At 63.0% G+C, this 15,972-nt stretch carries 15 protein-coding genes; 11 read left to right on the forward strand and 4 right to left on the reverse strand.

Features of this window, described 5'->3' with window-relative positions; genetic code table 11:
* Positions 1-52: 52 nt before the first annotated feature.
* Positions 53-925 carry a hypothetical protein gene (locus ACQK2G_RS21160; protein ID WP_425407022.1) on the reverse strand — a complete coding sequence of 291 codons (873 nt, stop codon included), beginning with the start codon at positions 923-925 and terminating at the stop codon, positions 53-55.
* A 271-nt stretch (positions 926-1,196) separates the two neighbouring features.
* Here ACQK2G_RS21160 and ACQK2G_RS21165 point away from each other — a divergent pair, with 271 nt between their 5' ends.
* The 7 genes from ACQK2G_RS21165 to ACQK2G_RS21195 all read left to right on the forward strand — a co-directional run bounded on the left by ACQK2G_RS21165 (position 1,197) and on the right by ACQK2G_RS21195 (position 9,925).
* Positions 1,197-2,453, forward strand: coding sequence for an aminotransferase class I/II-fold pyridoxal phosphate-dependent enzyme (locus ACQK2G_RS21165; RefSeq protein ID WP_425407023.1), 1,257 nt, complete (start codon positions 1,197-1,199; stop codon positions 2,451-2,453).
* 3 nt (positions 2,454-2,456) lie between these two features.
* On the forward strand, positions 2,457-4,856 hold the full coding sequence (locus tag ACQK2G_RS21170; protein ID WP_425407024.1) for a DNA translocase FtsK: 2,400 nt from the start codon (positions 2,457-2,459) through the stop codon (positions 4,854-4,856).
* The gene (locus ACQK2G_RS21175; protein WP_425407025.1) at positions 4,807-5,466 is read left to right on the forward strand and encodes a LolA family protein; all 660 of its coding nucleotides are present in this window, start codon (positions 4,807-4,809) and stop codon (positions 5,464-5,466) included. Before ACQK2G_RS21170 ends, ACQK2G_RS21175 begins: the two co-directional genes overlap by 50 nt.
* 108 nt (positions 5,467-5,574) lie before the next feature.
* Entirely contained in the window at positions 5,575-6,570 is a 996-nt protein-coding gene (locus ACQK2G_RS21180) for an adenosine kinase (protein WP_425407026.1), read from the forward strand.
* A 108-nt stretch (positions 6,571-6,678) separates the two neighbouring features.
* The gene (locus ACQK2G_RS21185) at positions 6,679-7,380 is read left to right on the forward strand and encodes a glutamine amidotransferase-related protein (protein ID WP_425407027.1); all 702 of its coding nucleotides are present in this window, start codon (positions 6,679-6,681) and stop codon (positions 7,378-7,380) included.
* A gap of 117 nt (positions 7,381-7,497) precedes the next feature.
* Positions 7,498-9,336, forward strand: a complete 1,839-nt coding sequence (typA, locus tag ACQK2G_RS21190; RefSeq protein ID WP_425407028.1) for a translational GTPase TypA — start codon at positions 7,498-7,500, stop codon at positions 9,334-9,336.
* Positions 9,337-9,367: 31 nt separating this feature from the next.
* The gene (locus tag ACQK2G_RS21195; RefSeq protein ID WP_425407029.1) at positions 9,368-9,925 is read left to right on the forward strand and encodes a GNAT family N-acetyltransferase; all 558 of its coding nucleotides are present in this window, start codon (positions 9,368-9,370) and stop codon (positions 9,923-9,925) included.
* 25 nt (positions 9,926-9,950) lie between these two features.
* On the opposite strand, the gene ACQK2G_RS21200 is transcribed toward ACQK2G_RS21195, so the two are convergent.
* Positions 9,951-10,424, reverse strand: a complete 474-nt coding sequence (locus ACQK2G_RS21200) for a DsrE family protein (protein WP_425407030.1) — start codon at positions 10,422-10,424, stop codon at positions 9,951-9,953.
* A 170-nt stretch (positions 10,425-10,594) separates the two neighbouring features.
* Between ACQK2G_RS21200 and ACQK2G_RS21205 the strand changes: the two genes are divergently transcribed.
* The 3 genes from ACQK2G_RS21205 (at position 10,595) to ACQK2G_RS21215 (ending at position 13,173) form a co-directional block, all read left to right on the forward strand.
* Complete coding sequence (locus ACQK2G_RS21205) at positions 10,595-11,881, forward strand: AmpG family muropeptide MFS transporter (protein ID WP_425407031.1); 1,287 nt, start codon at positions 10,595-10,597, stop codon at positions 11,879-11,881.
* A 164-nt stretch (positions 11,882-12,045) separates the two neighbouring features.
* Positions 12,046-12,612, forward strand: a complete 567-nt coding sequence (gene ppa / locus ACQK2G_RS21210; RefSeq protein ID WP_425407032.1) for an inorganic diphosphatase — start codon at positions 12,046-12,048, stop codon at positions 12,610-12,612.
* Positions 12,613-12,642: 30 nt separating this feature from the next.
* Positions 12,643-13,173, forward strand: a complete 531-nt coding sequence (locus tag ACQK2G_RS21215; RefSeq protein ID WP_425407033.1) for a macro domain-containing protein — start codon at positions 12,643-12,645, stop codon at positions 13,171-13,173.
* Between the two features lie 28 nt (positions 13,174-13,201).
* Here ACQK2G_RS21215 and ACQK2G_RS21220 read toward each other — a convergent pair whose 3' ends face one another.
* Both ACQK2G_RS21220 and rsmI read right to left on the reverse strand, forming a co-directional pair.
* Positions 13,202-13,558, reverse strand: a complete 357-nt coding sequence (locus ACQK2G_RS21220) for a YraN family protein (protein WP_425407034.1) — start codon at positions 13,556-13,558, stop codon at positions 13,202-13,204.
* Positions 13,558-14,445 carry a 16S rRNA (cytidine(1402)-2'-O)-methyltransferase gene (rsmI, locus tag ACQK2G_RS21225; protein WP_425407035.1) on the reverse strand — a complete coding sequence of 296 codons (888 nt, stop codon included), beginning with the start codon at positions 14,443-14,445 and terminating at the stop codon, positions 13,558-13,560. The genes ACQK2G_RS21220 and rsmI overlap by 1 nt, the downstream gene beginning before the upstream one ends.
* A 36-nt stretch (positions 14,446-14,481) precedes the next feature.
* Here rsmI and ACQK2G_RS21230 point away from each other — a divergent pair, with 36 nt between their 5' ends.
* Positions 14,482-15,969 carry a penicillin-binding protein activator gene (locus ACQK2G_RS21230; RefSeq protein WP_425407036.1) on the forward strand — a complete coding sequence of 496 codons (1,488 nt, stop codon included), beginning with the start codon at positions 14,482-14,484 and terminating at the stop codon, positions 15,967-15,969.
* Positions 15,970-15,972: the final 3 nt, after the last annotated feature.

Consider the following 15,972-nt stretch of genomic DNA (forward strand, 5'->3'; position numbering starts at 1 on the left):
TCCACCTTCCGGGGATTTTTTTACCTTTGTCCGATTGGGAAGAATTGGCCGCTCAGTTGCTTTCTTGCTCTGGGGCAACAAGACGTAGTTCTGTTTGCCCTTCATGATTGCGAAGGCATTTCGCCATTTCAGAAATAGCGCTGGTAGCTACCATAAACAAAATCTGCGCATCCACCTCTTCAAGAACATCCCGGGGATGCATGATCGGGTTCCGGTCTAAGTCTTTGATTTGACGTATACAGCGAATAACCCTTTTCGACGGCGCTTCTTTGTCATCCCCCTCCGAAAGTTTGTCTAGCGCCTTTGCGTATTCGTTCCAGCTCGACAAACTTGACCCAGGCTCACCTGATACAATCCCATAGTAATCTTCTAAGACGCATTCGGTGGCTCGTAGAATGTGATACCCACAAGCAGTCGGCAGTCCAAAAGCTAGACACCTGCCAGCCGATTGTATTTCAAAGATCGCTTTGTCATTTACGAATTTTCGCAGATTGTCTGGGATGTGGATTTCAGTCCGGCTCACAAGATCACCGGTATTGTACATTCCCACTTGAGAAGCCGCGTACACGGCGGCTTCGCGCATCTCTGCGGCAAAATTGTGCTCAAAAGTCCCCAACGCCCCATGGACTCCATAGAGTGCATACTCAGGAACTGCTTCGTTCCATTTTGAAACGTCCAGTTTGCCATCCTCGCCGGTGACATAAACACTAACTAACGATGCTATAGCATCGAGTAGTGTTTGAGCCTCATGCCTACAATGACGAACTTCTATCAACGGTTCGTCATCCAGCAATCTTTTCAATCGGTTCTGCGCGTTAAACAATTTCGAGTACATTTGGCCCACAGATTGTCCGCCCTCCAGCGAGCCGAGAGCACGCAGTGCAATACCGAGTTCATAAAACTGATACGGATCGACTCTCTTCATAATCGCACCCTGTTAACACTCGTAGGACATTTCAGGAGTTTGCCAGCGAGTGTAGCCGATTCGTAACTAAGCCGGGTGTTTCTGCCAGCGTCTACACTGAATTCTATCGTGATGGCTGGAGAAAGAGCTCTCGATTTTCCAACTACTCTCGGTTTTCTAATGATGAAGAGATGTGTAAAAGAGTAAAACTATCCATACCCCTTACTTTGCTTGGCGAATTCGAGTATTCATTTCGTTTTATTTGTTTTGACTTGAATGTGAAGAGAAGACCATGGCCGAAAGCGCCGCCGACAAGCTGTACGACTATCCCTATCGCCGCCTTGCCGCCCTGTTGAAAGGGATTGAGCCGGGGGAGAGCCCGATCCTGACGCATGTGGGGGAACCGCAGGGCGCGCCACCGGCCTTTCTGTCGGAAATCGTCTTCAAGAACGCGCATCTCTGGTCGAAATACCCGGATCCGAAAGGCACGCCGGAATATCGGCAGGCAGTCGCCGACTGGATCGCCCGGCGCTATGACCTGGCGCCCGGCACGGTCGACGCGGACAAACATGTCACCACCGCCTGTGGCACGCGGGAAGCGCTGTTCCAGGCAGGCATCCTGGCCGCCGCCATCAAACGACCGCAGGTCGACGGCAAGCCGCTGATGGGACTGCCGAACCCGGCCTATCACGTCTATTACGGCGCCGCCCTGATGGGGGAGGCCGAGCCTCTGCCGGTGCCGGCGGCCGACGCGTCGACCAATTATCTGCCCGACTACCCGTCGCTGCCCGCCGAAGTTCTGGACCGTATGGCGATCGCCTATCTGTGCACGCCGTCGAACCCGACCGGCGGGGTCGCCGATCTGCAGACCCTGGTCCGCAACCTGGAGGCGGCGCGACGCCACGGCTATATCCTGGCCGTCGACGAATGTTATTCCGAGATCTTCAACGGTGATACGCCGCCCGCCGGCGGATTCGACGCCGTGAAAGTATTGGGCGAGGCGGGCGACGGCGCGCTGGACAATCTTCTGGTCTTCAATTCGCTGTCGAAACGGTCTTCCGCGCCCGGTCTGCGCTGCGGCTTCGTCGCGGGCCAGGCGTCGCTGATCGAAAAACTGGTGATGATCCGCGGTTATGGCGGGGCGCAGGTGCCGGAACCTTTGATGGCGGCCGGCGCGGCGCTTTGGCGGGACGAGGAACACGTCGCGACCAACCGCGCGCTGTATAGCGGATTGTTCGACCTGTCGGACGAGATCCTGGGCGATCTGCCCGGCTATCACCGGCCCGAGGCGGGTTTCTTCCTGTGGCTGCCGGTCAGCGACAGCGAAGAGGCGGCCAAACGTCTGTGGGCGGAAGCCGGCGTGAAAGTCCTGCCGGGACGGATGATGTCCCGACCCACCGATGCGCAGGGACATACGCCAGGGGACGGGTTCATCCGGATTGCCCTGGTGCACGACCCGGAAACCGTAAAGGTCATGTTGGGCCGGGTTCGGCGGGTGTTGATGGACGGTCTGACGGTGACCGACCGGACGGTGAGGAAGGAGGCTTAGACCATGGCCACACGGACGGATGCGCGGCAGCCGCTGCTGCCGGAGTGGATGGCGGCGCTGCTGAAACAGCGGCTGGTCGAAATCTCGGGCCTGATGCTGATTTTGACGGCCCTGGCCGTGCTGGCCGCGCTGGTCAGTTTCGATCCCCTCGATCGGTCCTGGAGCGTCGCGACCGCCGAGCCGGTGAAAAACATGATGGGCGGCCTCGGCGCCTATTTCGCCGACGCCGTGCTGCAATTCGTCGGCCTTGCCGGCGCCTTGATCGTGCCGATCACCGCGGCCTGGGGTTGGCGCATCGTCGCCGAACACCGGTTGCCGCATCCGGCGTTGAAACTGCTGTCGGCCGTGCTGGCCGTGTTTCTGGGCGCCGCCGGCATGGCGGGCCTGCCGACCGCCGAAAGCTGGCCGTTCCAGATCGGGATGGGCGGTTTCGTCGGCGATACGGTTCTGGGCACCGTGATAGGCTGGCTCGAACCCCTGAAACTGCCGCTGTCCTCATCCGCCCTGGCGGGCATCCTGGGCCTGATCGGTCTCGCGCTGACCGTGGTGGTGCTGGGTTTCAGCCTGGCGGAATGGGTGATCGCCTTCCGCAAGGTCAAGAAGGGCGCGCATATGGCGCGCAACGCGGCCGATCCGGCCGCCCTGAAAGGCGCCGTCGCGGCCGCCAAGGACGCGGTTCTGCAACGCGGCTGGGGCGAGCGCGCGGAACCGACCCTGTTGCCGCGGGTGAAGCCGGAAGGCCCGCCGCGCCAGGCGCCGGAAGTCAAACATCCGGTCAAACCCGGCCGGGTCGTGGAACGCGGCGACAAGACGCCCGAAAGCAAACGCGCCCGAAAGGAACGCCAGATCACACTGGACCTGCCGCGCAGTAACGGCGAATACGCCCTGCCGCCGCTGGACCTGCTGGATGAAAGCGACAACAGCGGCACGGTGCAGGAAAACCAGGAGGCGCTGGAACAGAATGCCCGCATGCTGGAAAGCGTGCTGGAGGATTTCGGCGTCCGCGGCGAGATCGTGAAGGTCCGTCCGGGTCCCGTCGTCACGCTGTACGAACTGGAACCCGCGCCGGGCACCAAGACCAGCCGGGTCATCGGCCTGGCCGACGATATCGCCCGCTCGATGAGCGCCATTTCCGTCCGTATCGCCACCGTGCCGGGCCGCAACGTCATCGGTATCGAAATGCCCAACGGCGATCGCGAACTTGTCGGCCTGCGCGAGGTGCTGGCCAGCCGCACCTTCGAGGAGAGCAAGCTGAAGCTGCCCATGGTGCTGGGCAAGGATATCGGCGGGGTGCCGGAAATCGCCGACCTTGCCACCATGCCGCATCTGCTGATCGCGGGCACCACCGGGTCCGGCAAGTCCGTCGGTTTGAACGCGATGATCCTGTCGCTGCTCTACCGCCTGCCGCCCGACCGCTGCAAGTTCATCATGGTCGATCCGAAGATGCTGGAACTGTCGGTCTATGACGATATTCCGCATCTGCTGGCCCCGGTCGTCACCGACCCGAAGAAGGCGGTCGTCGCCCTGAAATGGACGGTGCGGGAGATGGAAGACCGCTACCGCGCCATGTCTAAGCTCGGCGTCCGCAATATCGAGGGCTACAACAAGCGTGTCGCCGAGGCCGCCCGCAAGGGCGAGGAACTGACCCGCAAGGTCCAGACCGGGTTCGACCCGGAAACCGGCCGCCCGATCATGGAGGAGGAGCCGCTGGACCTGACGCCCTTCCCCTATATCGTCGTCGTGGTCGACGAGATGGCCGACCTGATGCTGGTCGCGGGCAAGGAAATCGAAGCCTCCATCCAGCGACTGGCGCAGATGGCGCGCGCGGCGGGGATTCACCTGATCATGGCGACGCAGCGCCCGTCGGTCGATGTCATCACCGGCACGATCAAGGCCAACTTCCCGGTCCGCATCAGCTTCATGGTGACCTCCAAGATCGACAGCCGCACCATCTTGGGCGAGCAGGGCGCGGAACAGTTGCTGGGCCGGGGGGACATGCTGTACATGGCGGGCGGCGGACGCATCAAACGTGTGCACGGGCCCTTCGTCGACGATAGCGAGGTGGAGGCCGTCTGCGACTTCCTGCGGTCCCAGGCCGAACCGGATTATGTCGAGGCCGTCACGGATGAAAACGACATGTCCGGCGGTTTTGACACGGATGTGAGCGGGGCCGGTTCATTCGGGGAAAGCGATAACCCGGAAGACGCCCTATATGATCAGGCGGTGGCGCTGGTCGCCCGGGAAGGAAAGGCGTCGACGAGCTTCGTGCAGCGGCACCTGCAGATCGGGTACAACCGCGCCGCGCGGATCATCGAACGGATGGAGAAAGAAGGCGTTGTCGGAAGAGCCAACCATGTCGGTAAACGGGAAGTCCTGGTGGGGGATCACAGCAGCATGGATTAGCCTGGCGGCGCTTGCCGCGGCGGCGATGCTGTTCGCGGGCCGCGCCCAGGCACAGGTATTCAGTCCGGAGCAGATCGCCGACATCAACCGGATCGAGACCTATCTCGATCAATTGACGACGCTGGATTCCCGCTTCGTCCAGATCGATCCGAACGGGAATTTTTCCGAAGGCACGGTCTTCCTGTCGCGCCCCGGCCGGATGCGGTTCGAATACGACCCGCCCTCGCCGCTGCTGCTGGTCGCCGACGGCACCTGGTTCATCTATGTGGACAAGGAGCTGGAGGAAGTCTCCCACATCCCGCTCGACTCCACGCCGGCGGCCTTCCTGCTTCAGGAAGAGATCTCGCTGAAGGATCAATACAAGGTGACCGACATCTCGCGCGGCAGTGGGCTGGTCACGGTCGATATCATCGAGCGCTATGCGCCGGAAAACGGCAAGGTGCAGCTGGTCTTCGAGGACCGCCCACTGCAGCTGAAGCAATGGAACATCACCGACGCGCAAGGCCTCGACACCCGCGTCACTTTGATCAATTCCCGCTTCGGCCGGGAATTGGAAGATGAGATGTTCCGGTTCAAGGACCCCTGGAGCAACGCCATCGGCGACCGCTGACCGGTCGCCGCGTCCGGCCCAACCGTTCCGACGCGCCCTTTTCCGCGCCGGGCTTATGCTCTAGAAGCGGGACCGGGAAAAACGGAACAACGACAAGGACCTGCCTGCATGACCTCTCAATATGACCTCGTCGGTATCGGCAACGCGCTCGTGGACGTCCTGGTGACGATCGAGGACAACTTCCTGGACGAGCACGGCCTGCCGAAAGGCAGCATGAACCTTGTCGATTCCGGCCAGTCCGACGCGCTCTACGACGCGGTCCCGGCAGGGGTCGAGGTTTCCGGCGGGTCCTGCGGTAACACCATGGCCGGGTTTTCCGCGCTGGGCGGCAAGGGCGCCTATATCGGCAAGGTGCATGACGACGGCCTGGGCAAGGTCTTCATCCACGACATGAAGGCGATGGGCGTCGATTGCCCGATCGAACCCACCAAATCCGGGCCGTCGACCGGCCGCTGCATCGTGATGGTGAGCAAGGACGCGCAGCGCACCATGGCGACCTATCTGGGCGCCGCGGTCGACCTCGGCCCCGACGATGTAGACGAAAAGACCATCCAGGGCGCGAAGGTTCTTTACCTGGAAGGCTATCTGTTCGATCCGGAAGCGGCCAAGAAAGCCTTCATCAAGGCAGCCGATATCGCCCATGCGGCCGGCGGCAAGGTTTCTCTTTCGCTCTCCGACCCGTTCTGCGTCGACCGCCACCGGGAAGCCTTCCTGGCCCTAGTGGAGAACCATGTCGACATCCTGTTCGCCAACGAAAGCGAAATAACCTCGCTCTATCAGGTCGAGAGTTTCGACGAAGCGCTGCAGAAAGTGCGCGGCCATTGCGAAATCGCCTGCCTGACACGATCTGAGAAGGGATCGGTCGTGCTGTCGGGCGAGGAAGTTCACGTCATCGACGCGGATCCGGTCGGCGACCACTTGAAGGACACCACAGGGGCCGGCGACCAGTATGCGGCGGGCTTCCTCTACGGCTACACGCAGGGTTTTGATCTGGCGACCGCGGGCCGGATAGCTTCGATCGCGGCGGCCGAGGTGGTGACCCACTACGGCGCCCGTCCGGAAGTGCATGTCCGCGACCTGATCCGCGAAAAACTGGCGGTGTAGGGCGTCATTTTCCGGTTCCGGCCCTCTCCCCCGCCCAACCACCCCAATCATACTGCCGATGGGTGGTTGGGCGGGGGAGAGGGCTGGCGCCGCTCTTGGAGAGAGACAATGAAAATCGGCATCATTGAAACCGGCCGTCCGGTCGGCGACCTGCTGGACAAGCACGGGGACTACCCGACCATGTTCGGCGAATTGCTGCGCGGGGCGGATCCGGATCTGGAATTTCGCACCTATGCGGTGCTGGATGGCGAGTTGCCGACCGACCCGGCGGAATGCGACGCCTGGCTGATGACCGGCAGCGCCCATGGCGTTTATGAGGACCATGACTGGATCGCGCCGCTGGAGGATTTCAGCCGCCGGGCTGCGGAACAGGGACGCAAGCAGGTCGGGATCTGCTTCGGCCACCAGCTCTATGCCCAGGCTTTCGGCGGCAAGGTGGTGAAAACCGACAAGGGCTGGGGCGCCGGCGCCCATACCTACACGATTGCCGAGCGCGCGCCCTGGATGGTGACCGAAGACGACACGGTCAGCTGCATCGTCTCCCACCAGGATCAGGTGGTCGACCTGCCTCAGGGTGCAAAGGTCTATGGCGGCAGCGACTTCTGCGAAGCCGGCATCATGACCATCGGCGACACTGTCATGACCATGCAGTGCCATCCGGAAATGTCGAAGGACTTCTCCAGCGACCTGATCGACATCCGCCGCGAGCGCATGGGCGACGCGGTTTCGGACAATGCCAAGGACAGCCTGCAAAAGGACCTACAGCGCGACTCCCTCGCCAAATGGATCGTGGCGTTCTTCAAGGGATAACCCGGGTCTATATCCCACCGCATCTTGCAGCGCAGCAAGGATCAGGGTACAAGCCGCGCCAATTGTGCCGCGCGCGGCTGAACTTCGGCTGCCGGCCCGTAACTCCGGAACATGACTATGGAACTCCGTAATCTGGCGATCATCGCCCATGTCGACCATGGCAAAACGACCATGGTGGACGAACTTCTGAAACAATCCGGCGCGGTGCGTTCGAATCAGCAGGTCGACGAACGGGCGATGGATTCCGGCGACCTGGAAAAGGAACGCGGGATCACCATTCTGGCGAAATGCACCTCGGTCGACTGGCAGGGCGTGCGGCTGAACATCGTCGACACCCCCGGACACGCCGATTTCGGCGGCGAGGTTGAGCGCATCCTCTCCATGGTCGATGGGGTGGTGCTGTTGGTGGACGCGGCCGAAGGGCCGATGCCGCAGACCAAATTTGTCACCATGAAGGCACTGTCGCTGGGTTTGAAGCCGATCCTGGTGGTCAACAAGGTCGACAAGCCGGACGCGCGGCCGGACTGGGTCGTCGACCAGGTCTTCGATCTTTTCGTGGCGCTGGACGCGACCGATGAGCAGCTTGAATTCCCGATCCTCTATGCCTCGGCCAAGCAGGGCTGGGCCGCGGCGAGCCTGGACGACGAGCGCACCAGCATGACCCCGCTGTTCGAGCGGATCGTCGATCATGTCGCGCCGCCGGAAGCGGATGTGGACGGGCCTTTCCGGATGCTGGCGACGACGCTGGAATCCGACCCCTATCTGGGCCGCATCCTGACCGGGCGGATCTTCTCCGGCAAAGTGAAGATGGGCGAGACCGTGAAGGGGCTGAACGCCCAGGGCAAACTGTTGGAACAGGTGCGCCTGACCAAGCTGCTTGCCTTCCGGGGCCTGAAGCGCGAGCCGATCGAAACGGCCGAAGCGGGCGATATCATCGCCATCGCTGGCCTGCAGAAGGCGACCGTGGCCGATACGATCTGCGCGCTGTCCGTCACCGAACCGCTGGAAGGTCGGCCGATCAGCCCGCCGACTATGGCGATGACGGTTGCGGTCAACGACGGCCCGCTGGCCGGTCGCAACGGCGGTGATAAGCTGACCGGCCGCATGATCGGCGACCGGTTGAAGCGTGAAGCGGAAAGCAATGTCGCGATCCGCATCACCGAAAGTGCCGACAAGGACGCCTTCGAAGTCGCCGGCCGCGGCGAATTGCAGCTGGGCGTTCTGATCGAACAGATGCGCCGCGAAGGCTTCGAGCTGACCATCGGCCCGCCCCGCGTGCTGTACACCCAGGACGAAAACGGCAAGCGGCTGGAGCCGATGGAAGAGGTCCAGGTCGATGTCGACGAGGAGTTCTCCGGCGTCGTCGTCGAGAAACTGGGTCAGCGCAAGGCGGAAATGACCGACATGCGTCCGTCCGGCGGCGGCAAGACCCGCATTGCCTTCACCATGCCGTCCCGCGGCCTGATCGGCTATCAGAGCGAATTCCTGGCCGATACCCGCGGCACCGGCATCCTCTCGCGTCTGTTCACCGGTTACGCGCCCTATAAGGGCCCGATCCCGCAGCGCCAGGCCGGTGTCATGATCTCCAGCGAACAGGGCAAGGCCGTTGCCTATGCGCTGTTCAACCTGGAAGACCGCGGACCGATCTTCATCACCTCCGGCGACGACGTCTATCCGGGCATGATCATCGGCGAGCACAATAAGGGTCAGGACCTGGAAGTGAACCCGCTGAAGTCCAAGCAGCTGACCAACTTCCGCGCGTCGGGCAAGGACGAGGCCGTCAAACTGACGACGCCCCGCAAAATGACGCTAGAAGACGCCATCGCCTATATCCAGGAAGACGAACTGGTGGAAGTGACGCCGAACGTCATCCGCCTGCGCAAGGCGATCCTGGACCCGCATGAGCGCAAGCGCCACCAGCGCCAGCGCGCCGCGGACGAAGCGAGCGTGGCGTAACCCGCGCAACGCCTGTTGGAGGCGGTCTGTCATGGCAACGGAAATCCTGACCGACCGCCTGCGCCTGCGTGACTGGCGGGAGGATCCGTCGGACGTCGACGCGCTGCTGGCCGTTCTCTCCGACCCAGAAACCATGAAGATGTGGCCGAAACCCTTCGACCGCGAGGGGTGCGCCGGCTGGATCGATAACGTCCTCGACAGCTATCGGACGCATGGTTTCGGCCGCTTTGCCGTGGAATTGCGTGATACGGGGCAGTTGATTGGCGATTGCGGCCTGTTTCCCAGCGCCATCGGCGACTGGTCCTTCACCGATCTCGGCTGGATCCTGCATGCGGACCACCATGGCAAGGGCTATGCGACGGAAGCCGCGCGCGCCATCGTCGACCATGCCTTCTCCACCCTCGGCCTGCCCGAACTGATCGCGCATATGGCCGAGGATCACCACGCGTCCCGCCGCGTTGCGGAGCGCCTGGGCATGGTCTTCACCCATTCCCAGCCCTACGAGCCCAACCGGGGCAAGCCCCATCTATTCCATCGCCTGACGCCGGCGGAGTGGGAACAATCGCCGAAGGCATCCCTGTTCCGATAACAGAGATGCCCAGTTGCGAACTGTCTTACGGCTTGACGTAGGCGTAGCCGGTTTCCTGAAGCTCCACGAGGCGAACGACCCCGGAAGGAACCACACTCGCTTCGGAAATGATTTCCGGCGCTATGCCTTCCTTCTTGGTCATGCCGGCGATGGTGTTGGCGCAGGCGGAGAATTTTAGGTGTTCGCTTTCCAGCGCCATCGCCGCGATCCGGTCCTTCACCGGGGAGCTGTCAGCACGCAGCATGTGCAGGCCAGGCCCGTAGGCAACGAGTTCGATTTCGACGGCTTCGCCTTTCTCTGCGTAGTAGGCTTGGGTATTGGCGATGTTGTTCAACGCGATGTTCATGGTTTTCGGATCGTTGTCGTTCACTTGAACGGCAATCTTGTGGACCTTGGATTCGGCCGCCGAGACCGGCGATGTTTTCATCCAGAAACCGCCCAGGACCAGCGCGGTCACGGCTAGGGAAACCGCCATCTTTCGTACGGAGAATAGTTTCATTGGGTCACCTCCCGAGGTGTTGCCGCCCTTGTTTACGGGTCACGGCCCGAATGGGCGGGCAATCGTTGTGGTGAGATGATAATTCGAAATATGCATATATCGCAATTCGCGTATTTGTTTCGAAGCCGGTTCCGCTTTCTCAAACGTCGAATCCGGCTACTGTCCTGGAAATGAAGCCCTCTTTAGAAAAAGCTGTTGCGACCTACTTGGACTTCCGGATCTGGCAGATCCTGGGGTTCGGTTTCGTCAGCGGGCTTCCCTTGGCGTTGACCACGGGGACCTTGACCTACTGGCTGGCGCGGGAAGGGGTGGATAAGACGTCGATCGGATTGTTCGCGCTGCTCGGCGTGCCCTATGCGTTCAAGTATCTCTGGGCCCCTTTCCTGGACCATTTGCCGGCACCGGCACCCTTCGGAAAACTGGGGCGGCGGCGGGGTTGGGCCATCCTGATCCAACTGGCCCTGATGGCGGCCCTGCTGGCAATGGGATCTGCGGACCCGAATGAAACGACCCTTCTGTTCGGCCTGGCCGGGCTTTCCGTCGCCTTCCTGTCGGCCAGCCAGGATATCGTCATCGACGCCTTTCGTATCGAGCTGTTGGACCGGGACGAGCAGGGCGCGGGCGCGGCGGCGATACAGCTCGGCTATCGTATCGGCATGCTGATCAGCGGGGCGGGCGCGATCTGGCTGAGCGCCTTTCTCGACTGGTTCTGGGTTTATGCCGCGATGGCTGCCTGCATCCCCGTCGGCATGGTCCTGGTTCTGACGGCGGACGAACCGGCGGCGGGTCAGGAAAGCTTGAATCGGGACAGGGGTGCCGGCTATGCGGCCTGGCTGAAACGCGCGGTCGTCGCGCCCTTTCTGGACTTCAAGGCCCGTCCGGGCTGGATCGCCATCCTGGCTTTCGCATTGCTCTATAAATTCGGCGACGCCATCGGCGGGATCATGGCCAACCCCTTCTATGTGGAGATGGGGTTCACCGCGGAGGAAATCGCCGGCGTCACGAAGGTTTTCGGCCTATGGGCCACCATCCTGGGCACCATCGCGGGCGGCGCCCTGGTGGCGGGCGTCGGATTGATCCGCGCCCTGTTCATCGCCGGCGTGCTGCAGGCGGTCACAAACCTGCTCTTCGCCCTACTGGCCGCAAGCGGCACCGAAGTGACCCTGCTGGCGGTCGCCGTCGGCGCCGACAATTTCACCGGCGGCCTGGGATCGGCCGCTTTCGTCGCCTATCTCAGCAGCCTGTGCTCGATCGCCCATACCGGTACCCAATACGCCTTGCTGACCAGCCTGATGGCGCTGGGCCGGTCCTTTTTCTCCGCCGGCGGCGGCTGGCTGGCGGACCGTCTCGACTGGGTCGACTTCTTCGTTGCCACCACCGGGCTCGCCATTCCCGGGCTTTTGCTGCTGTGGCTGATCTCCCGCCTGCCGGAACGACCGGCCACGGGACCGTCATAGCCGCCGGCACAGGCCGGGCCGCGTCAAGGAAACGCGGAAATTCTCCTTGATTTGTGCGGCCCAGAGTGTATTGCTGCGGCGCAACATTTCCCCCTGTGTTACAGTATCTCCTCGTCCGGAGCGGGATACCTTCGCACGGACTCGCTAGGCTGAAAGGTGAGCCCATGGATATCAGCAAGATCGCTATCGGTGAGAACCCTCCCTTCGACGTCAACGTCATCATCGAAGTGCCGGTCGGCGCCGATCCGGTGAAATACGAATTGGATAAGGATTCGGGCGCCATGTATGTGGACCGGTTCCTGTACACGGCGATGCATTACCCGGCCAATTACGGCTTCATTCCGCATACGCTTTCCGGCGACGGCGACCCGACCGACGTGCTGGTGCTGAGCCCGCTGCCGGTGGTGCCCGGCGCGGTCGTCCGCTCCCGCCCGATCGGGGTCATGATGATGGAAGACGAAGCCGGCCTGGACGAAAAAATCCTTGCCGTGCCGCATGACAAGCTGCACCCCTATTACAACGACGTCACCAGCTACCGCGACCTGCGCCAGGTCCTTTTGGACCAGATCGCGCACTTCTTCACCCACTATAAGGACCTGGAGAAGGACAAATGGGCGAAAGTCCTGCGTTGGGGCGAAGCCGGTGAGGCCCATAAGCTGATCGAAGAAGCGATCGCAGCCGCCAACAATGCCAAGGGCGGCGACGTGAAGGCGATCGGTTTCAAGGGCTAAGGGTTCAGGAGCAACAAGCGGGTCCATTCGATGACAGGCGACGTGACGGTGGCGGAAGGCAGCATGACGGCGATATCCGCGGATATCACCACGCTGGACCTGGACGCCATCGTCAATGCCGCTAACGAGCAACTCACCCCCGGAGGCGGCGTCTGTGGCGCGATTCACCGCGCCGCCGGACCGGAGCTCGAGATCGAATGCCTGTCCAAGGCCCCTTGCCCGACGGGAGAGGCCAGGATCACCGGCGGCTACAAACTGCCCGCCCGGCGGGTCATTCACGCGGTCGGGCCGATCTGGCTGGGCGGCGCGGCGGGTGAGGCGGACCTGCTGGCACAATGCTACCGGTCTTCGCTGGACCTTGCCGCCGAAGCCGGCTGCACCACCATCGCCTTTCCCGCCATTTCGACCGGTATTTTCGGCTATCCGCCGGCCGCCGCCGCCAAGACCGCGGTCGAGACCTGCAGTGACTGGCTGGCGCGTTCCGGGTCGAAGATGGGAATCATCTTCTGCTGCTTCGACGACGAGACCATGGCGCTCTACAACGCCGAAATGAAGGGCTGACGGAATTTTCCCGCCCTAAAGCCCCATTTTAGGGCCGCCACGCGTCGGTCACATGCCTGACGGACAGGCCCGACACCAATACGGCATCGAAACGAATTGAGAGGGCAGCCAGACCGGGTCGGCCGGCGATCAGCCATTCCACCGCGCGAGCCAGGCGCTGCCATTGCCGGGGGCGGATTGCCTCCGCCGCCTGATCCAGACTGGGCCGGGCCTTCACCTCCACCACCGCCAGCACCTGGCCCCGGCGCATCACCAGATCCAATTCCCCGACCGGCGTCTTCAGGCGTCGCGCCACGGGCCGATAGCCTTTGCCGAGAAGAACGATCAGCGCCAGGGTTTCCGCCCAGCGGCCCCGTCTTTCCGCCCGTTTCCTGTCCTCGCTCATCACCGGCCGGAAAGGGCCAGCGCGCGCTGATAGACCTGTCGGCGCGGCAGGCCAGTTTCGGCGGCGACCCGATCGGCCGCGTCGCGCGTGCTGTCGCCCGCCGCAAACGCTTCCTGCAGCAATGCGTCGACCGCTTCCCCTGAGGGGGCCTCCGCCTCACCGGGCGGGTCGACCACGATCACGACCTCGCCGCGCGGCGGACCTTCTTCCGCATAGGCCGCGGCCAGGTCCGGCAGCAGGCCGTCGCGGAACGTCTCGTGCAGTTTGGTGATTTCCCTGGCAACCACGGCACGCCGGTTGCCGAGCCCCGCCGCCATGTCGGCCAGCGAGGACGGCAGACGTTTGGCGCTTTCCATGAAGACCAGCGTGGCGCGGGTGGCGCCGAGTTCGGCGAAGACTTCTCGCCGCGCCTTGGTCTTGGTCGGCAGGAAACCGGCGAACAGGAACCGATCGGTCGGCGAGCCCGAGGCACAGAGCGCGGCCAGCACCGAGGACGCGCCCGGCACGGGTTCGACCCGAAGGCCCTTTTCGCGGGCCTCCCGCACCAGCTTGAAGCCGGGATCGGAGATCAGCGGCGTGCCGGCGTCGGAAACCAGCGCCACGGCCTCGCCCGCCGCCACACGGTCCAGCAGCGCGTCCCGCCGCCGCGAATCGCTGTGATCGTGATAGGGCACTGTCGCCGTATTGATGCCATAATGGGAAAGTAGGGTTCTGGACGTGCGGGTATCCTCACAGGCAATGACGTCGGCCGCCTTCAGGACATCCAATGCCCGGAGCGTGATGTCGCGCAGATTGCCGATCGGCGTCGCGACGATATACAAACCGGGGGGAAGAGACGGTTCGCCGCCGCTTGATTTTTCGCGCCCGCTGGGGTCGTCTTTGACCACGGTATTCACCCCTCCGCTGTTTGCAGGAGCCGGACTTTGACATCAGCTTTCGCCGCCCCCTCGGATGCCCGTTCCGGAATTTTCGGACGCAGCTCGATCTTGGCGCACTATCTGCGTTCGACCGCCGCCATGGCAAGGGCCTTCCGGCTCCGCCGCGCGGCGGGTTACTTGGCCCTGGCGCTCTGGCTGCCGCTGACCGCCGGGTGCCAGACACTCAGCATCGGCCAGCAGGAAGAACCCGCGCAGGCCGAAGCCCCCGCTGAAGAGCCGGGCGAGGAAATCGCGGAAGAGGCACCGAAGGAAACGCGGATCGTCGTACCGAAGACGGTTTTGAACGAGGACCCCTTCCTGTTGGACGACGTCGCGGCCGCACAGGATAAGGAAGGTGCGCAGATCGCCCTGCTGGTGCCGCTCAGCGGGCAGCATGCCGCGGTCGGGCAGGCCCTGTTGGAAGGCGCGCAGATGGCGCTGTTCGACATGCGGAACCCGGCAGCGAACCTTATCCCCTTCGATACCCGCGGCACGCCGGACGGTGCCCGCGACGCGGCGGTAAAAGCGGTCGCGGCCGGCGCGGATATCATCCTGGGACCGTTGCTGACCACGTCGGTGGAGGCGGCCGCGCCGATCGCGCGCCGATCAGGCATCAATCTGCTCAGCTTCTCGAACAACCCGGCGGTCGCGGGCGGCGGGGTCTATGCATTGGGCTTCTCGCCCGCCGAACAGGTCCGCACCATCATTGACTTCGCGGTCGGTCAGGGGGCGAACCGGTTCGCGGTTCTGGCGCCCACCGGTCCCTATGGCGAGTTGATCGTGCAGTCGATGCAAACGACGGTGCCGAACTATCCGGCGCGCCTGATCAGTGCCCGCTTCATCGATGAATCCGCCCATGACTATGCGGAAATCATCACCGAGATCTCGAATTACGAGGGCCGCCGGCAGGCGCTGGTGGCGGAGAAACGTTCCCTCGCCGGCAAGAGTGACGAGGCGTCCAAGGCGGCTCTGCGCCGGTTGGAGGAATTGGATACGCTGGGCGATCCGCCCTTCGACGCGATCCTGCTGGCGCCGACCAGCAATACGACCCTGCGCACCCTGGCGGCACAGCTGGCCTATTACGACGTCGACCAACCCGCGGTCCGCGTTCTGGGCCTGCAATTGTGGGACGAATTCCCCCGGCTTCAGAACGAGCCTGCCTTGATTGGCAGCTGGTATCCAGGCCCGGCCAATGAGCGGTTGGATCAGTTCCGCACCCGGTTCGCCCAGTTCTATGGCCGCCGCCCGCTGCGTCTGGCCTCCCTCGGCTATGACGCGATGGCGCTGTGCGCCGTGCTGGCCGGGGACGGAACGCAGCCGAAATACGATACGGCGACGCTGACCAACGAGCAGGGTTTCCTGGGCGTCGACGGATTGTTCCGCCTGCTGCCGTCCGGCGTGGCGCAACGGTCCTACGCGATCCGGGAGATCACGCGGACCAGCATCGAAACGTTGGAACCCGCGCGCACCACTTTCGTGCCCTTGGTGAACTGATCG

The organism is Hwanghaeella sp., from assembly GCF_965227365.1.
GTDB lineage: Bacteria > Pseudomonadota > Alphaproteobacteria > UBA8366 > Aestuariispiraceae > Hwanghaeella.